This is a genomic window from Leifsonia lichenia (assembly GCF_054780215.1).
Window position 1 is genome coordinate 309,868 of the sequence record NZ_BAAGWT010000008.1, and the last position, 20,995, is coordinate 330,862.

General features: G+C 69.1%; 21 protein-coding genes. 8 read left to right on the forward strand and 13 right to left on the reverse strand.

The genetic code is table 11. The annotated features are described in order from the left end of the window. Positions 1 to 5: 5 nt before the first annotated feature. The 3 genes from ACYVGI_RS14670 to ACYVGI_RS14680 all read right to left on the reverse strand — a co-directional run bounded on the left by ACYVGI_RS14670 (position 6) and on the right by ACYVGI_RS14680 (position 1,364). Positions 6 to 578, reverse strand: a complete 573-nt coding sequence (locus tag ACYVGI_RS14670; RefSeq protein WP_460633328.1) for a hypothetical protein — start codon at positions 576 to 578, stop codon at positions 6 to 8. A gap of 22 nt (positions 579 to 600) precedes the next feature. After that, the gene (locus ACYVGI_RS14675; RefSeq protein ID WP_460633329.1) at positions 601 to 933 is read right to left on the reverse strand and encodes a YciI family protein; all 333 of its coding nucleotides are present in this window, start codon (positions 931 to 933) and stop codon (positions 601 to 603) included. Positions 934 to 1,052: 119 nt separating this feature from the next. After that, positions 1,053 to 1,364 carry a TetR family transcriptional regulator gene (locus tag ACYVGI_RS14680; protein WP_460633330.1) on the reverse strand — a complete coding sequence of 104 codons (312 nt, stop codon included), beginning with the start codon at positions 1,362 to 1,364 and terminating at the stop codon, positions 1,053 to 1,055. Positions 1,365 to 1,485: 121 nt separating this feature from the next. Here ACYVGI_RS14680 and ACYVGI_RS14685 point away from each other — a divergent pair, with 121 nt between their 5' ends. From ACYVGI_RS14685 to ACYVGI_RS14695, 3 genes are all read left to right on the forward strand, one after another. Next, on the forward strand, positions 1,486 to 2,415 hold the full coding sequence (locus tag ACYVGI_RS14685) for an aldo/keto reductase (RefSeq protein ID WP_460633331.1): 930 nt from the start codon (positions 1,486 to 1,488) through the stop codon (positions 2,413 to 2,415). Between the two features lie 141 nt (positions 2,416 to 2,556). Beyond that, positions 2,557 to 3,471 carry a 5'-3' exonuclease gene (locus ACYVGI_RS14690; protein ID WP_460633414.1) on the forward strand — a complete coding sequence of 305 codons (915 nt, stop codon included), beginning with the start codon at positions 2,557 to 2,559 and terminating at the stop codon, positions 3,469 to 3,471. A 239-nt stretch (positions 3,472 to 3,710) separates the two neighbouring features. Further along, positions 3,711 to 3,920, forward strand: a complete 210-nt coding sequence (locus tag ACYVGI_RS14695; protein ID WP_055897570.1) for a cold-shock protein — start codon at positions 3,711 to 3,713, stop codon at positions 3,918 to 3,920. A 69-nt stretch (positions 3,921 to 3,989) separates the two neighbouring features. Here the strand turns inward: ACYVGI_RS14695 and ACYVGI_RS14700 are convergent, their stop codons facing one another. Both ACYVGI_RS14700 and ACYVGI_RS14705 read right to left on the reverse strand, forming a co-directional pair. Then, positions 3,990 to 5,195, reverse strand: coding sequence for a GDSL-type esterase/lipase family protein (locus ACYVGI_RS14700; RefSeq protein WP_460633332.1), 1,206 nt, complete (start codon positions 5,193 to 5,195; stop codon positions 3,990 to 3,992). A gap of 61 nt (positions 5,196 to 5,256) precedes the next feature. Beyond that, the gene (locus tag ACYVGI_RS14705) at positions 5,257 to 5,757 is read right to left on the reverse strand and encodes an SRPBCC family protein (protein ID WP_460633333.1); all 501 of its coding nucleotides are present in this window, start codon (positions 5,755 to 5,757) and stop codon (positions 5,257 to 5,259) included. Between the two features lie 102 nt (positions 5,758 to 5,859). Between ACYVGI_RS14705 and ACYVGI_RS14710 the strand changes: the two genes are divergently transcribed. The 4 genes from ACYVGI_RS14710 (at position 5,860) to ACYVGI_RS14725 (ending at position 12,128) form a co-directional block, all read left to right on the forward strand. After that, positions 5,860 to 6,264, forward strand: a complete 405-nt coding sequence (locus ACYVGI_RS14710) for a hypothetical protein (RefSeq protein ID WP_460633334.1) — start codon at positions 5,860 to 5,862, stop codon at positions 6,262 to 6,264. A gap of 572 nt (positions 6,265 to 6,836) precedes the next feature. Beyond that, positions 6,837 to 9,455, forward strand: coding sequence for a DUF7933 domain-containing protein (locus ACYVGI_RS14715; RefSeq protein WP_460633335.1), 2,619 nt, complete (start codon positions 6,837 to 6,839; stop codon positions 9,453 to 9,455). Positions 9,456 to 9,535: 80 nt separating this feature from the next. Beyond that, positions 9,536 to 11,131 carry a SpaH/EbpB family LPXTG-anchored major pilin gene (locus ACYVGI_RS14720; RefSeq protein ID WP_460633336.1) on the forward strand — a complete coding sequence of 532 codons (1,596 nt, stop codon included), beginning with the start codon at positions 9,536 to 9,538 and terminating at the stop codon, positions 11,129 to 11,131. Between the two features lie 70 nt (positions 11,132 to 11,201). Then, entirely contained in the window at positions 11,202 to 12,128 is a 927-nt protein-coding gene (locus tag ACYVGI_RS14725) for a class C sortase (RefSeq protein WP_460633337.1), read from the forward strand. On the opposite strand, the gene ACYVGI_RS14730 is transcribed toward ACYVGI_RS14725, so the two are convergent. Beyond that, positions 12,085 to 12,390, reverse strand: coding sequence for a hypothetical protein (locus ACYVGI_RS14730; protein ID WP_460633338.1), 306 nt, complete (start codon positions 12,388 to 12,390; stop codon positions 12,085 to 12,087). The two genes, ACYVGI_RS14725 and ACYVGI_RS14730, sit on opposite strands and share 44 nt — an antisense overlap. A gap of 148 nt (positions 12,391 to 12,538) precedes the next feature. On the opposite strand from ACYVGI_RS14730, the gene ACYVGI_RS14735 reads away from it, so the two are divergent. Then, positions 12,539 to 13,180, forward strand: coding sequence for a TMEM175 family protein (locus tag ACYVGI_RS14735; protein ID WP_460633339.1), 642 nt, complete (start codon positions 12,539 to 12,541; stop codon positions 13,178 to 13,180). On the opposite strand, the gene ACYVGI_RS14740 is transcribed toward ACYVGI_RS14735, so the two are convergent. The 7 genes from ACYVGI_RS14740 to ACYVGI_RS14770 all read right to left on the reverse strand — a co-directional run bounded on the left by ACYVGI_RS14740 (position 13,126) and on the right by ACYVGI_RS14770 (position 20,994). After that, positions 13,126 to 13,929, reverse strand: coding sequence for a class I SAM-dependent methyltransferase (locus ACYVGI_RS14740; protein WP_460633340.1), 804 nt, complete (start codon positions 13,927 to 13,929; stop codon positions 13,126 to 13,128). The genes ACYVGI_RS14735 and ACYVGI_RS14740 overlap by 55 nt on opposite strands. Positions 13,930 to 14,018: 89 nt before the next feature. Beyond that, positions 14,019 to 14,627 (reverse strand): RNA polymerase sigma factor, encoded by a 609-nt coding sequence (locus ACYVGI_RS14745; RefSeq protein ID WP_460633341.1) that lies wholly within the window; start codon positions 14,625 to 14,627, stop codon positions 14,019 to 14,021. 129 nt (positions 14,628 to 14,756) lie between these two features. After that, entirely contained in the window at positions 14,757 to 17,054 is a 2,298-nt protein-coding gene (locus tag ACYVGI_RS14750; protein WP_460633342.1) for an ATP-binding protein, read from the reverse strand. A 60-nt stretch (positions 17,055 to 17,114) separates the two neighbouring features. Then, positions 17,115 to 18,407, reverse strand: coding sequence for a diaminopimelate decarboxylase (lysA, locus tag ACYVGI_RS14755; protein ID WP_460633343.1), 1,293 nt, complete (start codon positions 18,405 to 18,407; stop codon positions 17,115 to 17,117). After that, the gene (gene menC, locus ACYVGI_RS14760; RefSeq protein ID WP_460633344.1) at positions 18,400 to 19,521 is read right to left on the reverse strand and encodes an o-succinylbenzoate synthase; all 1,122 of its coding nucleotides are present in this window, start codon (positions 19,519 to 19,521) and stop codon (positions 18,400 to 18,402) included. Before menC ends, lysA begins: the two co-directional genes overlap by 8 nt. Continuing rightward, positions 19,521 to 20,156 carry a MurR/RpiR family transcriptional regulator gene (locus tag ACYVGI_RS14765; RefSeq protein WP_460633345.1) on the reverse strand — a complete coding sequence of 212 codons (636 nt, stop codon included), beginning with the start codon at positions 20,154 to 20,156 and terminating at the stop codon, positions 19,521 to 19,523. Before ACYVGI_RS14765 ends, menC begins: the two co-directional genes overlap by 1 nt. Positions 20,157 to 20,187: 31 nt before the next feature. Then, on the reverse strand, positions 20,188 to 20,994 hold the full coding sequence (locus ACYVGI_RS14770; protein ID WP_460633346.1) for a serine hydrolase: 807 nt from the start codon (positions 20,992 to 20,994) through the stop codon (positions 20,188 to 20,190). Position 20,995 lies beyond the last annotated feature (1 nt).

A 20,995-nucleotide genomic window follows, 5' to 3' on the forward strand; every position in this document is an offset into this window, starting at 1 on the left:
CGGCGTCACGCCCCGAGCGGAGGGTCGGCCAGCAGGCCGACCCGCTCCGCGAGGTACGCCTCCAACGGAACGGCCGCATCCGGAGTCGCGGCGTTCCACCGCACGAACGCCCGCCCGTCGCGCACGAAGACGGGACCAGTGGGTGCGCGCAGACCGTCCGCATCCACCTCGATGACCTCGGCGTCGTAGTTCACGGTCTCCCCGGCAGGGAAATGCCCGCGCTGCGCTGCCGCCCGGTATGCGCGCCGCGTCTCGGCCGACAGCGACTGGTACGCGGGCCTGCCCGGTTCGGTCGCCCGCACGATCGAGCCCGTCGCCCGCAGCACCCCGTCGCGGTCGAGCAGCAGCACGCCCAGCCGCCACACCCGGCCGACCGGGCGCAGCACAGGCTCCCTGGTGATGAGCATCCGGCGTTGCCGCGGGACGAACACGGCCAGCGCCTCGTCGCGGGCGCCAGCAGCGGTAAGCCGCCCCACTGCATCGGCGAGAGCCAAGTGGATGCGCGCGACAGCGTCCGCGTCCGCGTCCGCGCCTTCCCGCGCCCCGCCGTCCTGCCCTGCGTCTCCTGCCTCGCTCACGCAACGAGGATACCCAGCGCACTCAGCCCAGAGGCCAGAGCTCCCGCACCTCGATCCGCCCGAACCGCGCCATCGGATGACGCGAGGCCAGGTCGACGGCGTCGTCCATCGAGTCGCAGTCGATGACGTCGTACCCGGCCACCCACTCCTTCGCCTCGCTGAACGGCCCGTCCACCACGTCGAGGCGCCCGTGCCGAACCCGAACGGTCTTCGCCTCCTCGATGGGCCGCAGACGATCCCCGTCCGCGTCCCGGCCGCGTGCATCCACCTCGGCGATCCACTCGCCGATGTTGTCCTCGCTCTCGCGGTACGGCTCGCCGTCGAGTGCGGTCTGAATCAAAAACAAATAGCGCATTCCGTGCCTCCTGAAGGGTGACGTTACGGTAATACGTCGAACGGGCCGTCGTGGTTTCGACTAAGCCCGAATGCGTCCGGCGATCACGCCCTCACGCCCGCACCCTCGCACCCGCACCCTCACGCCGTCAGCGCGTGCGCATCCCGTGTCGCATCCACCGCGTCCTCCAGACGGATGGAGAACGCGTTGTCGTCGCGCACCAGCAGCAGCTCGACGCCGTGCGCGTGCCGCAGCACCACGAGGGCGGAGGTGTCTGTCTCGAGCACGCGTTCCACCTGGCGGAGGAAGATGCGCGCCATCTCGTCGCTCACCCGGAACTCGCGACCGAGGGCGTGCACGATGTAGCCGGGGGCTGCCGCCGGGCGGGCTTCCAGGTGGGTCTCCGCGCGGAAGCGGTCGCACGCGTGCTGGTCAGCGTGGGAAATCGTCATGGTTCCTCCGTCGGGTCGGATCACGAACGGTAGACCGTTCCCCGAGGGGGTACAGGGGTTGCGCGAGGAGGTCAGTCATGCATCCGGGCGGCGAGGGAGGGGATGAGCGCAGAATAGGGCCATGAAGACTTTCACCCTGCCGAACACCACCGTCGAAACCTCGAACATCATCCTCGGCCTCATGCGGATCACGCCGCTGGACGACGAGCAGATTCGCACCCTGGTGCGCTCGGCTCGGGATGCCGGCATCACCATGTTCGACCACGCCGACATCTACGGCGACGTGCGCCACGGCTGCGAGACGCGGTTCGGCGACGCGGGCGCGATCCCCGCCTCGGAGCGCGACCAGGTGCAGATCCAGTCGAAGGTGGGCATCAGGGACGGCTACTTCGATTTCTCCCGCGAGCACATCCTGACCACGGTCGACGAATCGCTGGCCGCGCTCAAGACCGACTACCTCGACCTGCTGCTCCTGCACCGCCCGGACACCCTGGTCGAGCCGGATGAGGTCGCTGCGGCGTTCGACGAGCTGTTCGAGTCCGGCAAGGTCCGCAACTTCGGTGTCTCCAACCAGACGCCGGGGCAGGTCGAGCTGCTGAAGCGTTCCGTCCGTCAGCCGATCGTGGTCAACCAGGTGCAGCTCAGCATCACCCACTCGCCGATCATCGCGCAGGGCATAGCGGCGAACATGGCCGCCCTCGACCAGTCCATCGACCGAGACAACGGCATCCTCGACTACAGCCGCCTCAACGGCATCACGCTGCAGGCCTGGTCGCCGTTCCAGAAGGGCTTCTTCGACGGCGTGTTCCTCGGCGACCGCGAGAACTACCGCGAACTGAACGACGTGATCGACGCGCTCGCCGCGAAGTACGACGTCCAGCCCGCCGCGATCGCCGTCGCCTGGATCACCCGTCACCCCGCCAACATCCAGGTCGTCCTCGGCACCACGAACATCCACCACCTGCTCGACTCCGCGGCCGGCAGCGATGTGCCCCTCACCCGCGAGGAGTGGTACCGCCTCTTCACCACCGCGGGCCACATCCTCCCGTAGCGCGCCGTCCGCGCCGCCCGCTCCGCCCGCCCCGCCGCAATCGAGCCCAGGGTTCTTCACGGTATTCGACCCGCATACCGTGAAAAAGCCTGGGCTCGATCGCGTCGGACGTGGGAGGATCGGGGCGTGACCGGGCGAACGATGCTTCTGGACAGTGCCTCCCTGTATTTCCGCGGGTTCTACGGGGTTCCGGATACGGTGCGCGCTCCCGACGGCACACCGGTGAACGCCGTGCGGGGGTTCCTCGACATCATCGCCAAGCTCGTCACCGACTTCGGGCCGGACGAACTCGTGGCGTGCTGGGACGACGACTGGCGTCCGCGGTGGCGGGTGGACCTCATCCCGAGCTACAAGGCGCACCGTGTCGCCGAGGAGAATCCGGGCGGCGTGGATGTGGAGGAGACGCCGGAGGCGCTGGTGCGGCAGGTCCCGATCATCCGGGAGGTGCTCGGCGCCATCGGCATCCCCATCGTCGGTGCGGCGCAGCACGAGGCGGATGACGTGATCGGCACGCTCGCGACCGGGGCGTCGCATCCCGTGGATGTCGTCACCGGCGACCGCGACCTGTTCCAGCTCGTCGACGACGCCGCCGATGTGCGCGTCATCTACACCGCGCGCGGCATGAGCAACCTGGAGACGCTGACCGAGTCCGTCGTCGTCGGAAAGTACGGTGTGCGGCCGCAGCAGTACGCCGACTTCGCCGTGATGCGCGGCGACAGCTCGGACGGACTGCCGGGCGTCGCCGGCATCGGCGAGAAGACGGCGACCGCGCTCCTCACCGAATACGGCGACCTCGACGGCATCCTTGCCGCCGCAGCCGACCCGGACAGCACGATGAAGGCGCCGATGCGCGCCAGATTCGAAGCGGCGTCCGCCTATCTGGAGGTCGCGCCGCGCGTGGTCGAAGTGGTGCGCGACCTCGACCTGCCGACAGTGGATGCGCGCATCCCGACCCCCGACGACGACCGGCGCGCGAGGCTCAGCGACCTCGGGGAGAAGTGGGGCCTCGGCGGTTCGCTCGACCGCGTCCTGCTGGCTCTCAAGAAGGACCGCTAGGCTCAGGGGTAGCGTCCGGCGATTTTCTGGCCGTTTCTTCGCAGCGATCCGCTGCCGAACGGACACTCACCGCACTATCCCGCCCCTCAGGTTCCGCGCTGCAACTGCCGCCGACCGCATCCAGGGGCTCCCAACTCGCGCGCACCGCCGAACGGTTCGCGCAGCAACGTCCGCGTCTCGAAAGGCGTGGTCGACGGGTCGCATCGCGTGGCCCGCAACACGAATAAAGGAATGACGATATGGCCACCGGCACCGTCAAATGGTTCAACTCCGAAAAGGGATTCGGGTTCATCGCACCCGATGACGGAACGAAGGATGTCTTCGCGCACCACAGCGCGATCGTCGGCGGCGACGCCGGCCACCGCAACCTCGAAGAGAACCAGAAGGTCGAGTTCGACACCGCCAACGGCCCCAAGGGCCCGCAGGCGGAGAACATTCGCGCCCTCTAGGGATCGCTTTGTCTGACGGGCAGGGTGGCTGAGCCGCCCTGCCCGTTTCTTGTGCCAGGGCCGCGTGCGCTACTGGTCGCCGGGCTCCCAGCGCCACAGCTCCCGCTGAGCCAGCAGCGCCAGTTCGCGGAGCACGTCGAGATCCGTCTCCGACTCCGTCGGGTCGCGGGCCGTGCGGCCGAACACGCAGATCGCGCCGATCCGGGTGCCGTCCGGCGCCTCCACGGGATACCCGGCATAGAACCGCAGGTGTGCGGGACCGGTGACCATCGCGTTCTCCGAGAAGCGAGGGTCGTCTTCGGCGTTCGGGACCACCATGCCGTCGTCGGTGGCGATCGTGTAGATGCACACCGACTCCTCCAGAGGGAACTCGGTCAGCGCCGTCCCGCTCGACGCGAGATGCCACTGCTTCTCGTCGTCCAGCACGGAGAACAGGGCGATGTCCGACTGCAGGGTGCGCCTGGCAGTGCCGATGAGTCCGTCGAGGCGCGCATCCGGGGATCGTTCGTGCAGGCGAAGCCGGTTGATCGCATCCACCCGGTCGGTGGCGGGCGCCGGCGGGATGGTGGCGACGGAGTCGGCGAGGCCCGGCGCGATGACGTCCGCGATCTGGCGCGCCCAGAAGAGGTAGTCGGCCGGGGTGCGGTGCCCGGCGCTCGCGTTGTGCGGGGGCGCGCCCAGCGGGATGAAGACGGTCCCCTCGGACGCCCGGCTCACCTCGGCTGCGCGGCGGTTGAGCTCGGTGGCGGTGCGCTGCACGATGTCGCCGTACTCATTGTCGTACGGACGCACGGAGCGGATGGGCTGGCAGCCGAGCCAGACGATGGTCGCGTCTGTGCGCGACCGGATGCGGCCGAGCACCGCGCGCATCCTGGCCTCCCAGCGTTCCGGAGCGACCCTGTGCAGCGCGTCCGTCATGGTGACGCTGACGACGATCGCCGCATACCGGGACAGGTCGGCGTCGTCGAGCAGCGCGCCCACGGTGCGCACGCCGGTATCGGTCGCAGGGATCACGTCGACCACGGCGCCGCGTCCGGTGGTCGCCGCTACGGCCCTGGCGAGCGCGCCCGGCAGAGCGAGATCGTGGCTGCCGACGCCCCAGCCTGCGGCGGGGCCGGAGCCGACGACGAGGATCCGGATGCTGTCGCGCCCTGCCGCGTACGCCTGCGGCGCATCCATCGGCCGGATCGTGCGAGACCTGGCGGAGGCGACGCGCCACAACCACACCCGCGACGCCAGGTTGCGAAGCGGTGGGGGAAGCGAATCGACCTGCACTCTCCGACGGTAGCCCGCTAATGCATGTGTTGCGAGCGGGTGGGCGCCGACACGCTGGCGGTCAGAGGGCCTCTGGCAGGCGGTCGAGCGTCATCGACCACCCGGCGTGACAGTCGATGCCGCTCCAGTACGCCACCTGCTCGGCCGTCAAGTGCGGCGGAAGCGCCTGGTGCAGGCGCAGCTCGGTGCGGTCGCCGGGCAGCGGGATGAGGTCGACCGTGACTCGCGGGACGTCCACGGCATCGCGGTCTGCCGCATCCACGGGTAGCTCCGGCCAGCCGCCGACCGCACCCCAGTCGAAGACGATGCGCTCGCCGGGGAGCAGTTCGCGGTAGACGCCGCCCGTCACGTAGCTGGTGTTCTCGTCGATCACCATGCGCTGCCGCCACGCCCCGCCGACACTCGGGTCGACCTCGATCGGCTCGTCGACGGGGCCGTTCCCGCTGAAGAACCAGCCGAGAAGCTCCGGATCGGTCCACGCCTGGAAGACCCGCCCGGGGGTCGCATTCAGTGTCCGCACCACCGTGAAGCCGTCGTCCGCGTCGCCGTTCGTTTCGCTCACCGTTCCTCCTCCGTCGCGCACGATCTTCCCACGCCTCCGGGATGCGGGACAGGGCGGACGATAGGGTGAACGCGACCCCTTCCCGGCTCGAAAGGCTTCGACGTGTCCGATCTTCGCCCGATCGCCGCAGCACCCACCATCCTCCGCACATCGTTCTGGCTGTGGATCGCCAGCGCGGCGGTGTCGTTCCTGTCCGGGATCGTCGGGGTTGTCGCGGCCGTGCAGGCTGGAGCATCCGGTTCCTCCGCGACGGCCGTGATGGCCGGAGCTGTGGTCGGCGCCATCATCAGCGCGGGACTTCGGGTCGTCATCGCGGTCTTCATGGTGAAGGGCGTCAATTGGGCGCGGATCATCCTCACGATCCTCGGCGGCCTGACCGCCCTCACATCCCTGCCGTCGCTGTTCACCGGTGACCTGCTCGGGATACTCGTGCTCGCACTCACTGTCGCAGCCGGGATCATGATGTGGTCGCCCGCCGCGAGCGCCTACCTGCGCCGCCGCTACTGACGCTGCGAAGAATCTCAGAAACGGTTTCGTCACGAATCCCGCGCTGAGCGGTCTTATCTGCTGAGCCCAATCGGGGGAGTCGGCTCCTGGCCCATTCGGGTTTGGGTCAGCGAGGGACCGGTGCATCGGGCGATGGTCCTTCGTCGAGGTGCCGACGGGGGTGGAGTCGGCGCCTCGGCTACCGCGTTTCCCGGCCCACAGAAAATGACTGCATTCCTGAGAGTTCGATGAAACGGAACACCTCGGCGTCATAGTCGGGTCCGAACGCGGTCTTTTGTAGCGAGTCTGGCGATCTCGCCCCTCCCGAAAAGGAGGCGAGCGCCGGAGGAGGCGCTCACCCGAACGCCGTCGTATCCGCAGTTCCTAGAACCCGAGCCGTACCCGAACGCCCCGCCCGCGGGGACCTGCTTACCCGAGCATTCGTGCGCACGCAGCGCAGCACGTTCGGCGCGCCTTCGCGCAGCCGTGCCGTCGCGCCATCGAGCGCGCCGGACGCCCGATGGCGCAGCAATACAGCAGGACAGCAATACAGCAGGACCACCCGAACCCGAAAGCCCGAAAGGAACCGAGACATGCTCGGTCGCCCCAGAACGACACCCAGCGACGCGCCCCCTGCGCCGCGCCGCCGTGCCCGGCATCGCGCCGACGGCCGCAACTGGTTCTTCGCCCGCCGTCGCACCACGAAGATCGCGGCGACCGTGGCCGCGGCGGCCATCGCTCTGTCGTCCCTGACCATCCTCACCCCCACCACGACCGCCGAGGCGACGACCCCCGGCACCCCAGGGGTCACCCAGCCGGGCACGGTGGTCTTCAACGAGGACTTCGAGAACAACCCGGCGGCCACAGCCGTCAACTACTCGACCTACGTCGGCTCCACCCCGGCCGGAGAGACGTACACCGGCTCACCCAAGTGGATCAACGGAGCACGCTGCAACGGGGTCATCCTGAACTACGCGAACGCGACGACGCCCGCGTGGGCGCAGTCGGGATCGTCGGCCTCGAACTCGGGCACGAACGGACTGTGCTCCGACTCCTCCGGTGTGGAGAGCTACCAGTTCCTGAGGATGCTCGCGCTCGCCATGGGTCAGCAGTTCACCCCCGCGTCGCCCACGACGGACCACGTGGTCAGCTCGTACACCGAGTGTCAGTCGAGCAGCACCGCCGGCGGCACCTGCGACACCCTTCCGACCGGTTCCGCCGTCGCGAGCGGCAGCGTCATGTTCAAGACGGTCCAGCCCATCACGACCATCCCCGGCCACTACTACGTTTTCGGCGTCAACACCGCGTATATGAACTGCGGGACCGGGTCGGCCGACCCCGGCTATCAGTTCGCGACCGTCGACCCGGTCACCGGCGCACTGACCAACATCGGCCAGCCGCTCAACGGTTGCCAGGCGACCACGAACCCGAACGTCACGGCGTACACCCAGAACGTCACCAGCGCGGTCGGCGGGGTGTTCGGCACGGTGACCAAGACGGTCAAGCTCAACTCGATGACGACCAACCAGGCGTTCCAGGCCACCGGAACGAGCATGGGCCTGGAGATGTACAACACCAACGGCACCACGAACGGCAACGACGGCGCCTTCGACAACGTGCGGCTGGTGGATGTGACGCCGCAGCTCGACAAGTCGTTCACCCCTGCTCTCGTCGCCCCCGGACAGAAGTCGACGGTCACTCTCACCGTGACCAACACGTCCGAACTGAATGCGAAGAACGACTGGACCATCGCAGACACACTCCCTGCCGGCCTGGTGATCGCGCCCACTCCCGCCGTTGGCGGGACCTGCGCGCAGGTGACCGGCGCGGCATTCGTCACCACAGCCGTCGCGGGGGCGGGCGCCTTCGCGGCGACCGGCGGCGACCTTGCCGCTGGGCAGGCGTCCTGCACCATCACCTTCGATGTGACCGCCGCGGCAGAGGGCACGTACACGAACGGTCCGGGCAACATCGTCTCCAACCTGAATCCGCCCGCGAACGCCGTGCTCGTGGTCCGCGCCCCGCGGATCACGTTGACGAAGGCGCTCGGCGCCCCGCGCGAGACGGCGACCGATCAGTTCACGGTCGCGTTGAAGACGGGTGGCGCATCCGGGACCGTGGTGGGCAGCCAGACCAACTCGACCACGACCGGCACGGGCGCAACGGTGACGCCGGGCAGCGGCACGACCGGCGCGTATGTGGCGACGGCCGGGACCGCTTACACGCTGACGGAGGCGGCGTCCGGCTCGACGGCGCTGGCCAACTACACCAGCACGATCACCTGCACGGACAGCTTCGGGCTTCAGACCGGTCTGCCGAACGGCGCCGCATACAGCCCGGCGTCTCCGCCATCGATCACTCCGGTCGCCGGCGCGAACATCGCCTGCGTCATCACGAACACGGCGCAGCCGATCATGTCGTGGAACAAGGTGGTCGACAAGGGCGCTGGCACGACGGTCAACCCGGGTGACACGCTGAAGTACACCATTTCCGTCACGAACTCCGGCTCGGTGGCGAACCCGTCGTTCTCGGCCTTCGACGACCTGACGAACGTGGTGAACAACGCCACGTTCAACACCGGCTCGATCGCGATCGCTCCGGCGGGGACGGGCACCGCGACCTACGACGCAACCTCGAAACATCTCACCTGGACGGGCCCGGTCGCCGCGAACTCGACGGTGACCGTGTCGTACACGGTCACCGTGAACGCCGGAGCGTTCGGGCAACTGAAGAACGCGTTCATCGACAAGTCCGTCGTCAACCCGATCGGCGCGAGCCTGCAGTGGCGGAAGATCGACGCGACCGCGGCGAAGAACGTGCTCTCCGGTGCGTCCTGGACGCTGACGGCGCAGCCGTCCGGCACCCCGATCACGATCGCAGACTGCGTGTCCGCGCCGTGCACGGGCGCAGACACCGACCCGGTGGGCGGCCAGTTCTTCGTCAAGGGTCTGATCCCTGGCGCGTATCAGCTCGTGGAGACCAAGGCCCCTGTCGGGTACGTCCTGAACTCCACCCCGATCGCCGTGACGGTCTCCGCCACGACACAGACCACGGTCCTCGCGGATGTGGTCAACCAGCAGCAATCGGTGCCGACGATCCCGTTGACCGGTGGTCTCGGCACCGACTATCTCGTGATCACGGGGGGCGGCCTGCTGGCCATCATGGCCGGTCTCGGTCTCTGGCAGTTCCTCCGGCGGAGGCGTCTGACATGACACTCCCGCATCCCTTGCACCCGCACACCCCACACAACCTCCCGCCGCAGCTCGCGGTGGATTCGAAAGGAAACGACAGCATGTCCGCAATCACTCGGAACCGGGGGCGCGCAGCGCTCGCGGTCGCGACGGCGCTCTCGCTCGGAGTGCTCGGAGCGTTGGCTTCCGGCGCTGCCGCGAATGCCGCGCCGATCAACACCTCCTCGCAGGGCCAGATCATCGTTCACAAGTTCACGAACCCCGGCAACGGCACGATGAACCCGGACGGGACCGGCACCGCCCCGACGACCGCGCCCATCGCGGGCGTCGTGTTCCAGTACTGCACGATCAGCGGCATCAACCTGCTCGACGGCACGAACACGGGCTGGAACCAGATCAACGCGATCACCGCCGCGCAGAAGCAGGCGTCCGCCGGTGCGGGCGTGACCACCCTCGGGTCGTACACCCTCACCGGATGCACGTCCCTGCCCGCCACCGACGCCACCGGGACCGCGGCATCCGTTGCGACCCTTCCGCTCGGTGCGTATTTCGTGCGCGAGATCTCGGCGCCGTCGAACGTCGTCGCTCCCGCTGCTCCGTTCATCGTGACCCTGCCGACCCCGCAGAACAACACGACGCTGAACGGCAACTGGGTCTACAACGTCAACGTGTACCCGAAGAACACCACCGCGCAGGGTCCGGCGAAGAACGTCGTCAACCAGACCACGGACGGTGTCGCCCTCGGCGCTCCGATCGAGTACCAGGTGACCCAGTTGATCCCCGCGCTCGCGACCGGTCAGACATACACGAAGTTCATCATGACCGACACTCTGGATGCGAAGCTCACCCCGGTCACCACCTACCCGGTGACCGTGAAGGCCGGCGCGACCACGTTCGTCTCCGGCACCGACTACAACGCGGTGTGGTCCGGTCAGACCCTGACCGTCACGTTCACGACCGCAGGCCTGGCGAAGCTGCAGGCCGGTCAGAACGTGGTGTTCGACTTCGAGGCGAAGGCGAACGCGGCGGGCACCATCACGAACCAGGCGTTCGCCAACCTGAACGACTTCACCCTCACCCCCGGCACGCCGAACGGCCCGAACGGATCCCCGTCGACCACGATCACCAGCCGCTGGGGCGACCTGACCGTTCAGAAGGTCAACGCCGCGAACACCTCCGACGGTCTCGCGGGCGCCCAGTTCCAGGTCTACATGGGCACCACCGACCAGCAGGCCTCCTGCACCGCCAGCATCACCGGCCTCACCCAGGTCACCGCGCCCGGCACCAGCAACCCGTATGTGGTCACCTCCGGGGCCAACGGAACGGTCACCATCCCCGGCCTGTGGGTGGGCGACACACAGATGACGACCGCCGCCGACGGCACCGTGTCGAACACGACCGTCGCCGGTCACGACCTCACCCAGCGCTGCTACGTGCTCCAGGAGATCGTCGCCCCCACCGGCTACGTCCTGCCCTCCGGCACCGCAGCGCTGACCCCGGTCATCGTCAAGGCCGGTGCCAACGGCACCACGCCGATCGCCACCATCACGAACACGCAGCAGGGCGTCCCGTCGCTGCCGTTCACCGGCTCCAGCATCCAGCTCGCGATGACCATCGGCGGCATCGCCCTCGTCGTCATCGCGCTCGGCGGCCTGCTCCTGGTCAGCCGCCGCCGCGCCCGTAAGAACGAGGCGTAACACAGACCGAGCGGGTGGCGGGCGTTTCCCCACCCCGCCACCCGCTCACCACACCGAACACCCCCGAGCCATGAACGAGCACCCGACCACACGCCGCCACCGTGCACGCCGCAACCGTGCCCGTCGCTGGCGGCCGAGCATCCTCCTGATCGCGACCGCTGTGGCCGCCTTCGCCGGCGCCACGGTCCTGGCATACTCGCCGGCCGCATCCTGGATCTCCTCGTACAACCAGTCGCTGATCGTCAGCCACTACACCGAGGACGTCCGCGACACCCGGCCGTCCCCTGCCGAACAACTCGCCGAAGCCCGCGCATACAACCAGGCGCTGTCCTCCGGCGCCCTGGTCGCGGCCAACAGCAACGTCCCCACCGGCAACGGCACCAGCAGCGACCAGCACTTCGACTACGAGAAGCTGCTCTCCACCCCGAACGGCACGATGGCGCGCATCCAGGTCCCCTCCATCGGCGTCGACCTGCCCATCTACCACGGCACCAGCGACGCAACCCTCGCCAAAGGCGCGGGCCACCTGGAGGGCACATCGCTCCCGGTCGGCGGGGTCGACACCCACGCCGTGATCACCGCCCACCGCGGCCTCGCGGACGCCACCATGTTCACCAACCTCGACAGGGTGAAACCGGGCGACACCTTCATCATCACCACGTTCGGCAAAGTCCTCACCTACCGGGTCGTCGACACCCGCGTCGTCGACCCGTCCGACACCGCAACCCTCCGCCAAGAGGCCGGACGCGACCTGGTCACCCTCATCACCTGCACTCCGCTCGGCATCAACACCCAGCGCATCCTCGTCACCGGCGAACGGGTGCTGCCCACCCCGGACAAAGACGTCGCCGCCGCCGCGAAACCGCCCGTCAGCGTCACCTTCCCCTGGTGGCTGGTCGTCTACCTCACCGCCGTCGCCCTGATCGGCCTCTACGTCTGGTGGGCAGGCCGAGTCACGCCTCCGGCTGGGCGACGTCGCGTTCGGCGTTCTCCGTGAACATCCGGCGGGCGCGTCTGCCGGGCCGCAACGGCTCATCGCAGGTGGCGAACGGCGTTCCGGCATTGCGATCGGACTCGAGCTCCTCGACCCGGAGCCGCACCGCTCTCGAGATGAACTCCGACCAGGTCTCGATCCGATCGTCGACGGCAGTGTGACGGTACGCCGCTCGAGCTCTGTCGCGCTCCGAACGCGTCATGTAGAAACTGACGCTCACCACCTGGTCGTGTGTGTGCGGCGGATCGTGCTGGGGAGTGGTCACACAGTAAGGGACCGAACGGAGCGCGATTCATGACGGCATCATCCGAAACGCGGGGGATCGGTGCGCTCGGCGCGCCTGCCGAGGAACCCGGCGATGCGGAGCGGCCCGCCATGGGTGGATGATGACTCAACGACCACGGGGAGTCACGATGACCAAGGTGCGGCTGGAGGCGTTCAGCGACGGAGTTCTGGCGGTGGCGATCACGCTGCTCGTCCTGGATCTGCACGTCGACCCCGGCAAGGGCGGAAGCCTCGGCGAGCAACTTCTCGCATCCTGGCCGTCGTTCGCCGCCTACGTGGTGAGCTTCCTCGTCATCGGCGTCATCTGGGTCAACCACCATGCGATCTTCGGCCTCGCGACGACGGTCGACCGGGTGCTGCTGTTCTGGAACCTCATCCTGCTGATGTTCGTCACCGCCGTCCCGTTCACGACGTCGACGCTCGCCGGTGCACTCGCCGAGGCGAGCGCGGGAGACACCAGGGTCGCTGCGGTGCTCTACGGCGGGGTGGCGACGGGCTTCGCGATCGCCTTCACCTTCGTCTACGGCCGGATCACCCTCACGCTGGTCCGGGCCGGTTCGATGCAGCCGCAACGCCGACGGAGCGCCCTGATGCGTTTCGGGGCGGGGACGCTGTTCTATCCGCTGCTCACGGTCGTCGGCGTCCTCTACGCGCCCGCCATGCTCGTCGGGTTCGCCGCGCTCAGCGTGTACTACCTGTTCAACCAGACCGGCACTCAGGAGTCAGGCCGGCCCACGATCAACCGGAGCGACCCGTCGAACGACGGCTGAGTGCGCAGGCGACCGTGCCTCGCGTCCCACGCGCCGCTGCCGAGGTCGGCGCGGAGGGTGCGTTCGAACCGGTCGTGGACGGCTCGGTCCACGAAGCTCCAGGCCGAGTTCGCGAGCCGAGCGCCTGGGTCGAGGAGTGCCTCCGGTCTTCCGTAGTACGCCTCGGAGAAGCCGTCGGTGCACGCCAGCGGGATCGGGAGCGCGGTGACGGTCACGGTCCCGCCGAGGGCAGAGCGGATGTCCGTGATGGACGGGTAGCGCCGTGCCTCCGTTGCGATGACCTCCGACGCGTACTCGTTCAGCCAGGAGGTTCGCAGCGCATCCGGATCGCAGGTCAGGATCACGACCGGCCCGATCGTGACCCGTCGCGCCTCACCCAAACCCGCCTGAAGGTCGCGCCACTGGTGGACCGTGAACGAGGCGAGGGATGCGTCGAAGGCGCCGTCGGGGAACGGGAGCTGCTCGGCGACGGCGTCGATCGCCGGTGCAGAGCCGCGTGGCCGCTGTGCTCGCATCGCGGCGCTGGGCTCGACAGCGGTGACGTCGAGTTCGGACGGCTCGTACGAGCCGGCGCCGGCCCCGATGTTCAGCAGCGTGGCCGCGTCGCCCAGAGCATACTGGATCGCCGCGACGAAGGCGGGTTCTGGTCGCCGGTAGCGGGCGTAATCGATGCCGATGCTTCCGTAGTCGGCGTCACCGGCGCTGCCGTCTTCGCTCCGCGGACCTGTTCTGAGCTTCTCTTCGGACATGCGACCACTTTCGTCCAGGAGACGGGACGGCGCCATTGGCCTGCAGGTCAGTGCCCGCAAGAATCACGCCAACGGTGCCGTGCGCGATCCTAGGCCGCTCTCGCGTATGCGAGCTTGCTCCCCGGCGCGTTGACGATGTCGCGGAGGCGTCTGCGCGCCCGGTATGCGAGGGAGCGGGCGGCTTCCGTCGTGATGCCGAGTGCGGCTGCCGTCTCTGCCGAGCTGTTGCCCTCGACGTCGCTCAGCCAGAGCACCGTCCTCCACTGCTCGGGGAGCAGCGCGAACGCGTCGCGGAGGGACAGGACCTCGTCGTGGTCGGCGAAGCGAGCCGGGGTGGCGAGGAGTTCGGCATCCACGAGGTCGGTCTCGCGAGCGGCCTGTCGCTTCGCGCCCCAGTTGTTCACGACGGCACGGAGGGTCTGACGGAGGTATCCGGCGAAACTGGTGGTCGGGCCGGACTCGTTCCGCAGCGCAGCGAGGATGCGCGTGAACGCTTCGGCGGCGACGTCGTCCGGGTCGAAGGCGGAGGTGAGGCTGCGCGCGGTCGCGAACGCGAACCGGCGATACCGTCGCCAGAGTTCCGCGAAGGCGGCCATGTCGCCGGAACGGGCGGCGCTGAGGAGGTCGGGCTCGCTGAGCATTTCGGGCTCGCTGAGCGTGTGAAGAGAGGTGTCGCTGGTGGCGTGTGCGTTGATCATCCGGGTATTGCCCGAGCGGAAACGCACGTGGATCGGGTTCCACGGATTCGGGGCGTTCTCGGGCACTTCCAGCCTGCTCGGCGAGCCACTCCGGCATCAGGCGGAAACTACCTGTCCGCTACGCGACGACTACCTGTCTTCGGTCGTCCCTTCTGCGTCGAGGTGGTCGCGGACCCACCCGGCGAGTTGGACGCGGGAGGAGAGCCCCAGCTTGTTCAGGATGCGTTGCACGTGTCCCTCCGCGGTGCGCACGGCGACGACCAGCGTGGTGGCGATCTCCTTGTTGCTGCGTCCGGCCGCGACCAGCCGCGCGACCTCCCGTTCCCGCTTGGTGAGGTCGGCGTCGGTGTCAACGCGTGTGGGAGCCGCTGCAGCCGAGCCGTCGACCCCGAGCACCCAGTCGAGCCCGGCGGCGGGTGACGCATCCCTGCCCTTCTCGTAGTCGACGGCGAAGTCGCGCTCAGGGAGGGCGTCCCTGATGCGTCGTTCGTACGCATCCCTCGGGGTCGTCGGCAGCCCGATGTCGTCACGCCGCACCCCGGTGGCCGACCAGATGGAGTCCGCGATCCCGATGCAGCGGGCCGCGTCGCCCGCGCGCCCGGTGTCGAACGAGGCGGCCGCGACCGCTTCCACGGTGTGCGCGGTCAGCGCGGACGGCGAGAGCCGCCTGCGCATCCTGAGCGACGTGGTGGCGAAGTGGAGCGCCTCCTCGGCGTCGTGGCGTTCGATCGCGTCCACGGCGAGCCCGAACAGCAGGTAGGCCCTGTCGTACATCTCGCCGGTCTGCTCGCTGCGACTCAGGATGGTGTCCCGCAGCTCGGCCGCCCGCTCGGTGTTCCCGAGACGGTCGTGCAGCAGCGCGAGCCGGATGTGCGCTCCCGTCCTGGTCAGCATGAGCAGGTTCTGCGCGCCGTACGCCACGGCCCGTTCCAGAAGCGCGGCGGCGGCAGGTCCATCCGGCATGAGCACCCCGACACCCGCATCGACCGACCTCGCCGTCCACTCGTCGCCGACGGCTTCCGCCTCGATGGTCAGCCGCCTCAGCTCGTCGGCGACCGCGTCCAGCCCCAGCCGGGAACCGACGATGTAGTCGTGCAGCAGCCGGGCGCTCAGCCGGAGGGGATGCGTGCCCGTCGTGGCAGACAGGGCGCGGTCGAGCAGCTTCTCCAGGTCTCTGGCGCGTCCCCGGGCGAGCCAGAAGACGCGCCACATCGGGATGAGCAGCCCGAACGCTGCGTCCGGGTCGCCGTCCGGCCCGAGTGCCAGATCGATGGCGACGCGGATGTTCGGCATCTCGAGCTCGTGACGCGCTATCCAGTCGAACTGCCGAGGACTGAACCAGTCCTGCTCCGCGGTGTCGAGGAACGCCGTGCACCACTGGCTGAGCAGTCGTTCGGCTGCCTCGATCTCGCCCTCTGCCCTGGCCTGCTCGATCCCGAACTCGCGAATCGCGAAAAGCATCGAGTATCGCGTGTGCGGCAGTCCTGGCGTCTTGGAGATGATCGACTTGTCCACGAGCGCCCGCAGCAGCTCCAGAGCGTCGGCGCGCCCGTCGCTGGATGCCGCGACGGTCTCGGCCGCCGCGATGTCGAAGCCGCCGGGGAACACCGCCAGGTGTCGCCACAACCGCCGCTCGTCCTCTGTGCACAGCTCGTAGCTCCACTCGATCGAGGCGTACAGCGTGCGCTGCCGAGCCGAGGGGATGCGTGCGGCGCCTCCCAGCAGCCGGAACGGCTCTTCCAGCCGCTGCAGGATGTCGGCGAGAGACAGGATGCGTGTCCATGCCGCCGCGAGCTCGATGGCGAGGGGGAGCCCGTCGAGCTGCCCGCAGATCTCGAAAAGCGTGGAGCGGCCGTCGCCGGGGTCGAATCCGGGGTCGAGCGCTCGCGCCCTGGACACGAACAGGTCGACGGCCGGGCTCACCCCCGTGTCGTCCGCTTCGACGCGGAGAGGAGTGACGGGGTAGATCCGCTCGGCGTCGAGCGCCAACGGCTCGCGGCTCGTCGTCAGCAGGACGACATCGGGGCAGCGCGCGACGATCGTCGCCGCGATCGTCGCGCAGGCCTCGATCACCTGCTCGCAGTTGTCGATCACCAACAGGATGCGGTGCTCCCCGAGGCGGCGGACGACCGCATCCAGGCTGGCGTCGCCCACCCGCAGCGCAACGCTCAGGAACTCGATCGTCTGCTCGAGGGAGCCGGACGCGGACAGGTCGACGAAGCACACGCCGTCCGGGAACGCGCGCCGCGCCTCCACAGCGACCCGGATGGCCAGTCTGGTCTTGCCGACGCCGCCGGGGCCGCAGATGGTGACCAGCCTGGCGGACCCCAGGAGCGCCCGGAGCTCGCTGATCTCGTCGCGGCGCCCGACGAACGACGACACCTCCGGCGGCGGCGGCGTCAGCGAAGCGACCGCATCGCTCGTCATGGTCGGGAACCCGGCGTTCTCATGACTCTCATCATGCCCCGTTCCGGCTCGCGCGGACGGCTAGGCGAACGACTCCAGCTCCAGCAGGTCGTCGATCGTCTGCCGCCGCCGGATGAGGCGCACGGCCCCGCCGTCCACCAGCACCTCCGGCGCGAGGGGGCGCGAGTTGTAGGTGGACGACATGCTCGCCCCGTATGCCCCGGCGTCGCGGAACACGACCAGGTCGCCGACCTCGACGGCGGGCAGCGGGATCGTCAGCACCTCGCCGCCCTCCGCCTGCGTGAAGACGTCGCCGGACTCGCACAGCGGCCCGGCCAGCACGGTCTCGGTCGTCCCGGTCTCGGTCGTCCCGGTCTGGGTCGTCCCGGTCTGGGTCCCGCGCTCGACGCCGTCGGGGCCGACCATGGTCACGCGATGAGCGGCGCCGTACAGCGCCGGCCGCATCAGGTCGTTGAAGCCCGCATCCACCAGCACGAACCGGTTGGCGCCCACCCGCTTGAACGCGCGCACCTCGGCGACGAGCACGCCGGACGACGCCACCAGGAACCGCCCTGGCTCGATCTCCAGCCGCACCGGATGCCCGAGGTGCGCAGCCAGGCGCCCGCGGGCGGCGTCCCACAGCCGGAAGTACTCGTCGGTGTCGAGTTCCCGCTCGTCGTCGGCGTACGGGACGGGCAGGCCGCCGCCCGCCGAGATCGCCGGCAGATCTCGCCCGGAGGCGATCACCAGCTCGACCATCGCGTCCGCCACCCTGGCGAGGTGCGCGAAGTCGGCCCCCGACCCGATGTGCATGTGCAGCCCCGCGAGTTCGAGCCCGTGGCGGTCGACGATCGCGAGGCTGTCGGCCAGCTCCTCGTGCCAGATCCCGTGCTTGCTGAACGCGCCGCCCGTGTTCGTCTTGCGGCTGTGCCCGTGACCGAAACCGGGGTTGACCCTGATCCAGACGCGATGCCCAGGCGACGCCTGCCCGAGCTGTTCGAGCATCTGCGGCGACCCGCAGTTCACCGTGACCCTGTCGCGCACCACGCGCTCCAGGGTGGGTCGGTCGAGCAGGTCGGCGGTGAAGACCACGGGGTCTTCGGCAGCAGCAGTGCCCATCGGGTACCCCGCCCGACGCGCGCGTTCGAGCTCGCCGGCGGAGACCGCATCCACCTGCACCCCCTCCTCCCGCATCAGCGACAGGATGTGGATGTTCGAGCACGCCTTCTGCGCGAACCGGATCGTGTCGAACGAGCGCAGCGCCGCGATCCTGCTCCGGATGCTCGCGGCGTCGTACACCCACACGGGCGTCCCGAACTCGGCGGCGATCGCGGCGAACCCTTCGAGGCCGGCCACCCCTGCCCGGTCAGCCATCGACCAGGAACTCCTCGAACCGCACGGTCCGCTCGGCGACGAAGTCCTCGTCCACCACCACCCCGAGCCCTGCCCCGCGCGGCACCTGCACGACGCCGTCGACAGCGAGAATCGGGTCGACCAGCACGTCTCTGGCGTAGTACTTGTCCGAGCCGGACACGTCGGACGGCAGCACGAAACCGGGAAGGCTCGACAGCGCCAGGTTGGCCGCGCGCCCCACCCCGAACTCGTGCATCCCGCCGCACCACACCGGGATGCCCGACGCATACGCCACATCGTGCGCCTCCAGCGACGGCGTGAGCCCGCCCATCCGCGACGCCTTGATGTTCAGGATGCGCCCCGCGTCCAGGCGAAGCGCCGTGCGGAGGTCCGCGACGGTCTCCACCGACTCGTCCAGGCAGATCGGCGACGCGACGCGCGCCTGCAGCCTGGCGTGCGCGAGCAGGTCGCGCGGCTCGAACGGCTGCTCGATCATCGTCAGCCCGAAATCGTCCAGGGCGATCAGCGCATCCAGATGTTCGGGGAGCTCCCGGTAGACGCCGTTCGCGTCGACGTGCAGGTCGAGCTCGGGGAACTCCTCCCGCACGGCACGCACGGGCTCGACGTCCCAGCCTGGCGCGATCTTCAGCTTCACCCGGCCGTAGCCGGCGTCGAGCTGCAGCCGCACCTGGTCCAGCAGGTCGTGGATGCTCGGCTCGATGCCCAGAGACACCCCGGCCACCACCTCGGTGCGCGTCCCGCCGAGCGACGCGGCAAGACTCTGGCCGGTCAGCGCTGAGTAGAGGGCCCAGGCGGCCGCATCCACGCCCGCCTTGGCGAAGTTGTTGCCTCGCACCTTCGCCCAGTGCTGCGCCGCCTCGGCCGGTGAGGTCCACGACCGGCCGAGCAGGCCGGGGAGCAGGTAGCTGGTCGCGATGGCCCAGCAGGTGTCGACGGTCTCGGCGCCGTAGAACGGGTCGCTCGGCGACGCGATCTCGCCCCACGCCTCCGCACCGGACTCGTCCACGAGCCGCACCAGCAGGTGCTCGAGGTGCTTCTTCCGATGCGAACTCGTCTGGAACGCGTGGACGAGGGGAAGCTCGACCCGGCTGATGGATGCGGCGACGACGCGCACTAGTCCTCCACGTACAGGCCGAGCTGCTCGCCGAGCCGGTCTCTTTCGAGGAGCCGGCGCCCGGCCCCTTTGGCGCTTGCGGTGGTCAGGGTGGTGAGGATGTGGATCACGAGAGCGACCGAGGTCGGCGAGTTCGCGAACGACGCGCTCGCCGTGTCGACCACCAGGCACTCGTCCGCGATGGCGACGAGCGGCGCATCCGGAGCGTCGGTGATCACCACGAGGGTGCCTCCCGCCTGCTTGAACACCTCGGCCATGTCGATCGTGTACTTGCGGTAGCGGGCGAGCGAGAACGCCACGAGCACGTCGCTGGTGCGCACGTCGCTGAGCACGTCGAGCGGGCGCACGATCGTTCCGTCGATGAGCGTGACGTTGGCGAGTCCGGCGCTGAGGTCCATCGCCAGCAGCGATGCGTAGGTGAACGATTTGGCGGCGCCGAGCACGAAACGGCGGCGGGCGGCGACGATGAGCGCCGCGATCCGCTCGAACGCCGGGTCGTCCCTCGCCCAGTCGAGCGCGTGCGAGAGCTGCTCGCGTTCCTGCTCGACCACGCGACGCTTGAGCACCAGCGCCGATCTGCGCTGCACGCGGGCGTCGTACCGCTCGTGCGGACTGTTGAGTTCCGATGGATTCACAGTTCACCTTCCGAAGCCGTAGACAGCAGTATCACAGGAGATTCCTCCGCAGCTCGTCACCCGCCGAGCGCATGATCGCGAGCACCCGGTCGCGTGCGTCGGAGCCGCGCTGCCAGTTGGCGAGCACGGCGTACGCGACCCTCCGGTCCGGCGTCATCACGAGCCCGGCGTCTGCCCGCACGGTGGAGATGGTTCCTGTCTTGTTCCAGAGCCACGCATCGCGATCGAAGAAGTAGTGCGCGAGCGGATCGAGGCCGAACGCGGAGGCCACCATCGACAGATCCATGCCGGCGCCGAGCCAGCGCTGCAGCGTCTCGGCGGAGGCCGGGCTGAGGTCGGCGGCCTGCGCCGTCCTGGTGACGAAACGCACGAGTTCGTCGGCGTTCGCGTGGGAGAGCGTCCGTGGAGCGCCCGGTGGCAGCGGCCAGCGGACGACATCGTCGAGGCCGGAGTGTTCGTAGCCGAGTGCGCGTGCGTGCTCCTGCACGGTGGGAAGGCCGATCACCCTGCAGAGCGTGTTCGTGGCGGCGTTGTCGCTGACGGCTCCGATCAGCGCGGCCACGTCGTAGAGCGACAGCGTGTCCGCCTGCAGCAGATACCAGAGCCCGGAGTTGTCCATCCACTCCGATGGGCGCCGTGTGACGCGGTCTTCGAGGGAGCGGGTGCCCGCATCCACCTCGGCGAGCAGCCGGTGCAGCAGGAACACCTTGCCGACGCTGGCGGTGTCGAGGACGAGGTCGGGCCTGTGGCGGAACAGTGTCTCACCCGAGTCGATGTCGACAGCGAGCGCCGAGAACCGGAGTCCTGGCACTTCGCGTTCGAGCTCGCCGAACGGCACG

Excerpts from the sequence above, each read along its gene's own strand:
- ACYVGI_RS14675 (WP_460633329.1), bottom strand. The coding sequence starts at position 933 with ATGCGCTATTTGTTTTTGATTCAGACCGCACTCGACGGCGAGCCGTAC.
- ACYVGI_RS14680 (WP_460633330.1), bottom strand. The coding sequence starts at position 1,364 with ATGACGATTTCCCACGCTGACCAGCACGCGTGCGACCGCTTCCGCGCG.
- ACYVGI_RS14685 (WP_460633331.1), top strand. The coding sequence starts at position 1,486 with ATGAAGACTTTCACCCTGCCGAACACCACCGTCGAAACCTCGAACATC.
- ACYVGI_RS14690 (WP_460633414.1), top strand. The coding sequence starts at position 2,557 with ATGCTTCTGGACAGTGCCTCCCTGTATTTCCGCGGGTTCTACGGGGTT.
- ACYVGI_RS14695 (WP_055897570.1), top strand. The coding sequence starts at position 3,711 with ATGGCCACCGGCACCGTCAAATGGTTCAACTCCGAAAAGGGATTCGGG.
- ACYVGI_RS14715 (WP_460633335.1), top strand. The coding sequence starts at position 6,837 with ATGCTCGGTCGCCCCAGAACGACACCCAGCGACGCGCCCCCTGCGCCG.
- ACYVGI_RS14720 (WP_460633336.1), top strand. The coding sequence starts at position 9,536 with ATGTCCGCAATCACTCGGAACCGGGGGCGCGCAGCGCTCGCGGTCGCG.
- ACYVGI_RS14725 (WP_460633337.1), top strand. The coding sequence starts at position 11,202 with ATGAACGAGCACCCGACCACACGCCGCCACCGTGCACGCCGCAACCGT.
- ACYVGI_RS14735 (WP_460633339.1), top strand. The coding sequence starts at position 12,539 with ATGACCAAGGTGCGGCTGGAGGCGTTCAGCGACGGAGTTCTGGCGGTG.
- ACYVGI_RS14740 (WP_460633340.1), bottom strand. The coding sequence starts at position 13,929 with ATGTCCGAAGAGAAGCTCAGAACAGGTCCGCGGAGCGAAGACGGCAGC.
- ACYVGI_RS14745 (WP_460633341.1), bottom strand. The coding sequence starts at position 14,627 with ATGATCAACGCACACGCCACCAGCGACACCTCTCTTCACACGCTCAGC.
- ACYVGI_RS14750 (WP_460633342.1), bottom strand. The coding sequence starts at position 17,054 with ATGACGAGCGATGCGGTCGCTTCGCTGACGCCGCCGCCGCCGGAGGTG.
- lysA (WP_460633343.1), bottom strand. The coding sequence starts at position 18,407 with ATGGCTGACCGGGCAGGGGTGGCCGGCCTCGAAGGGTTCGCCGCGATC.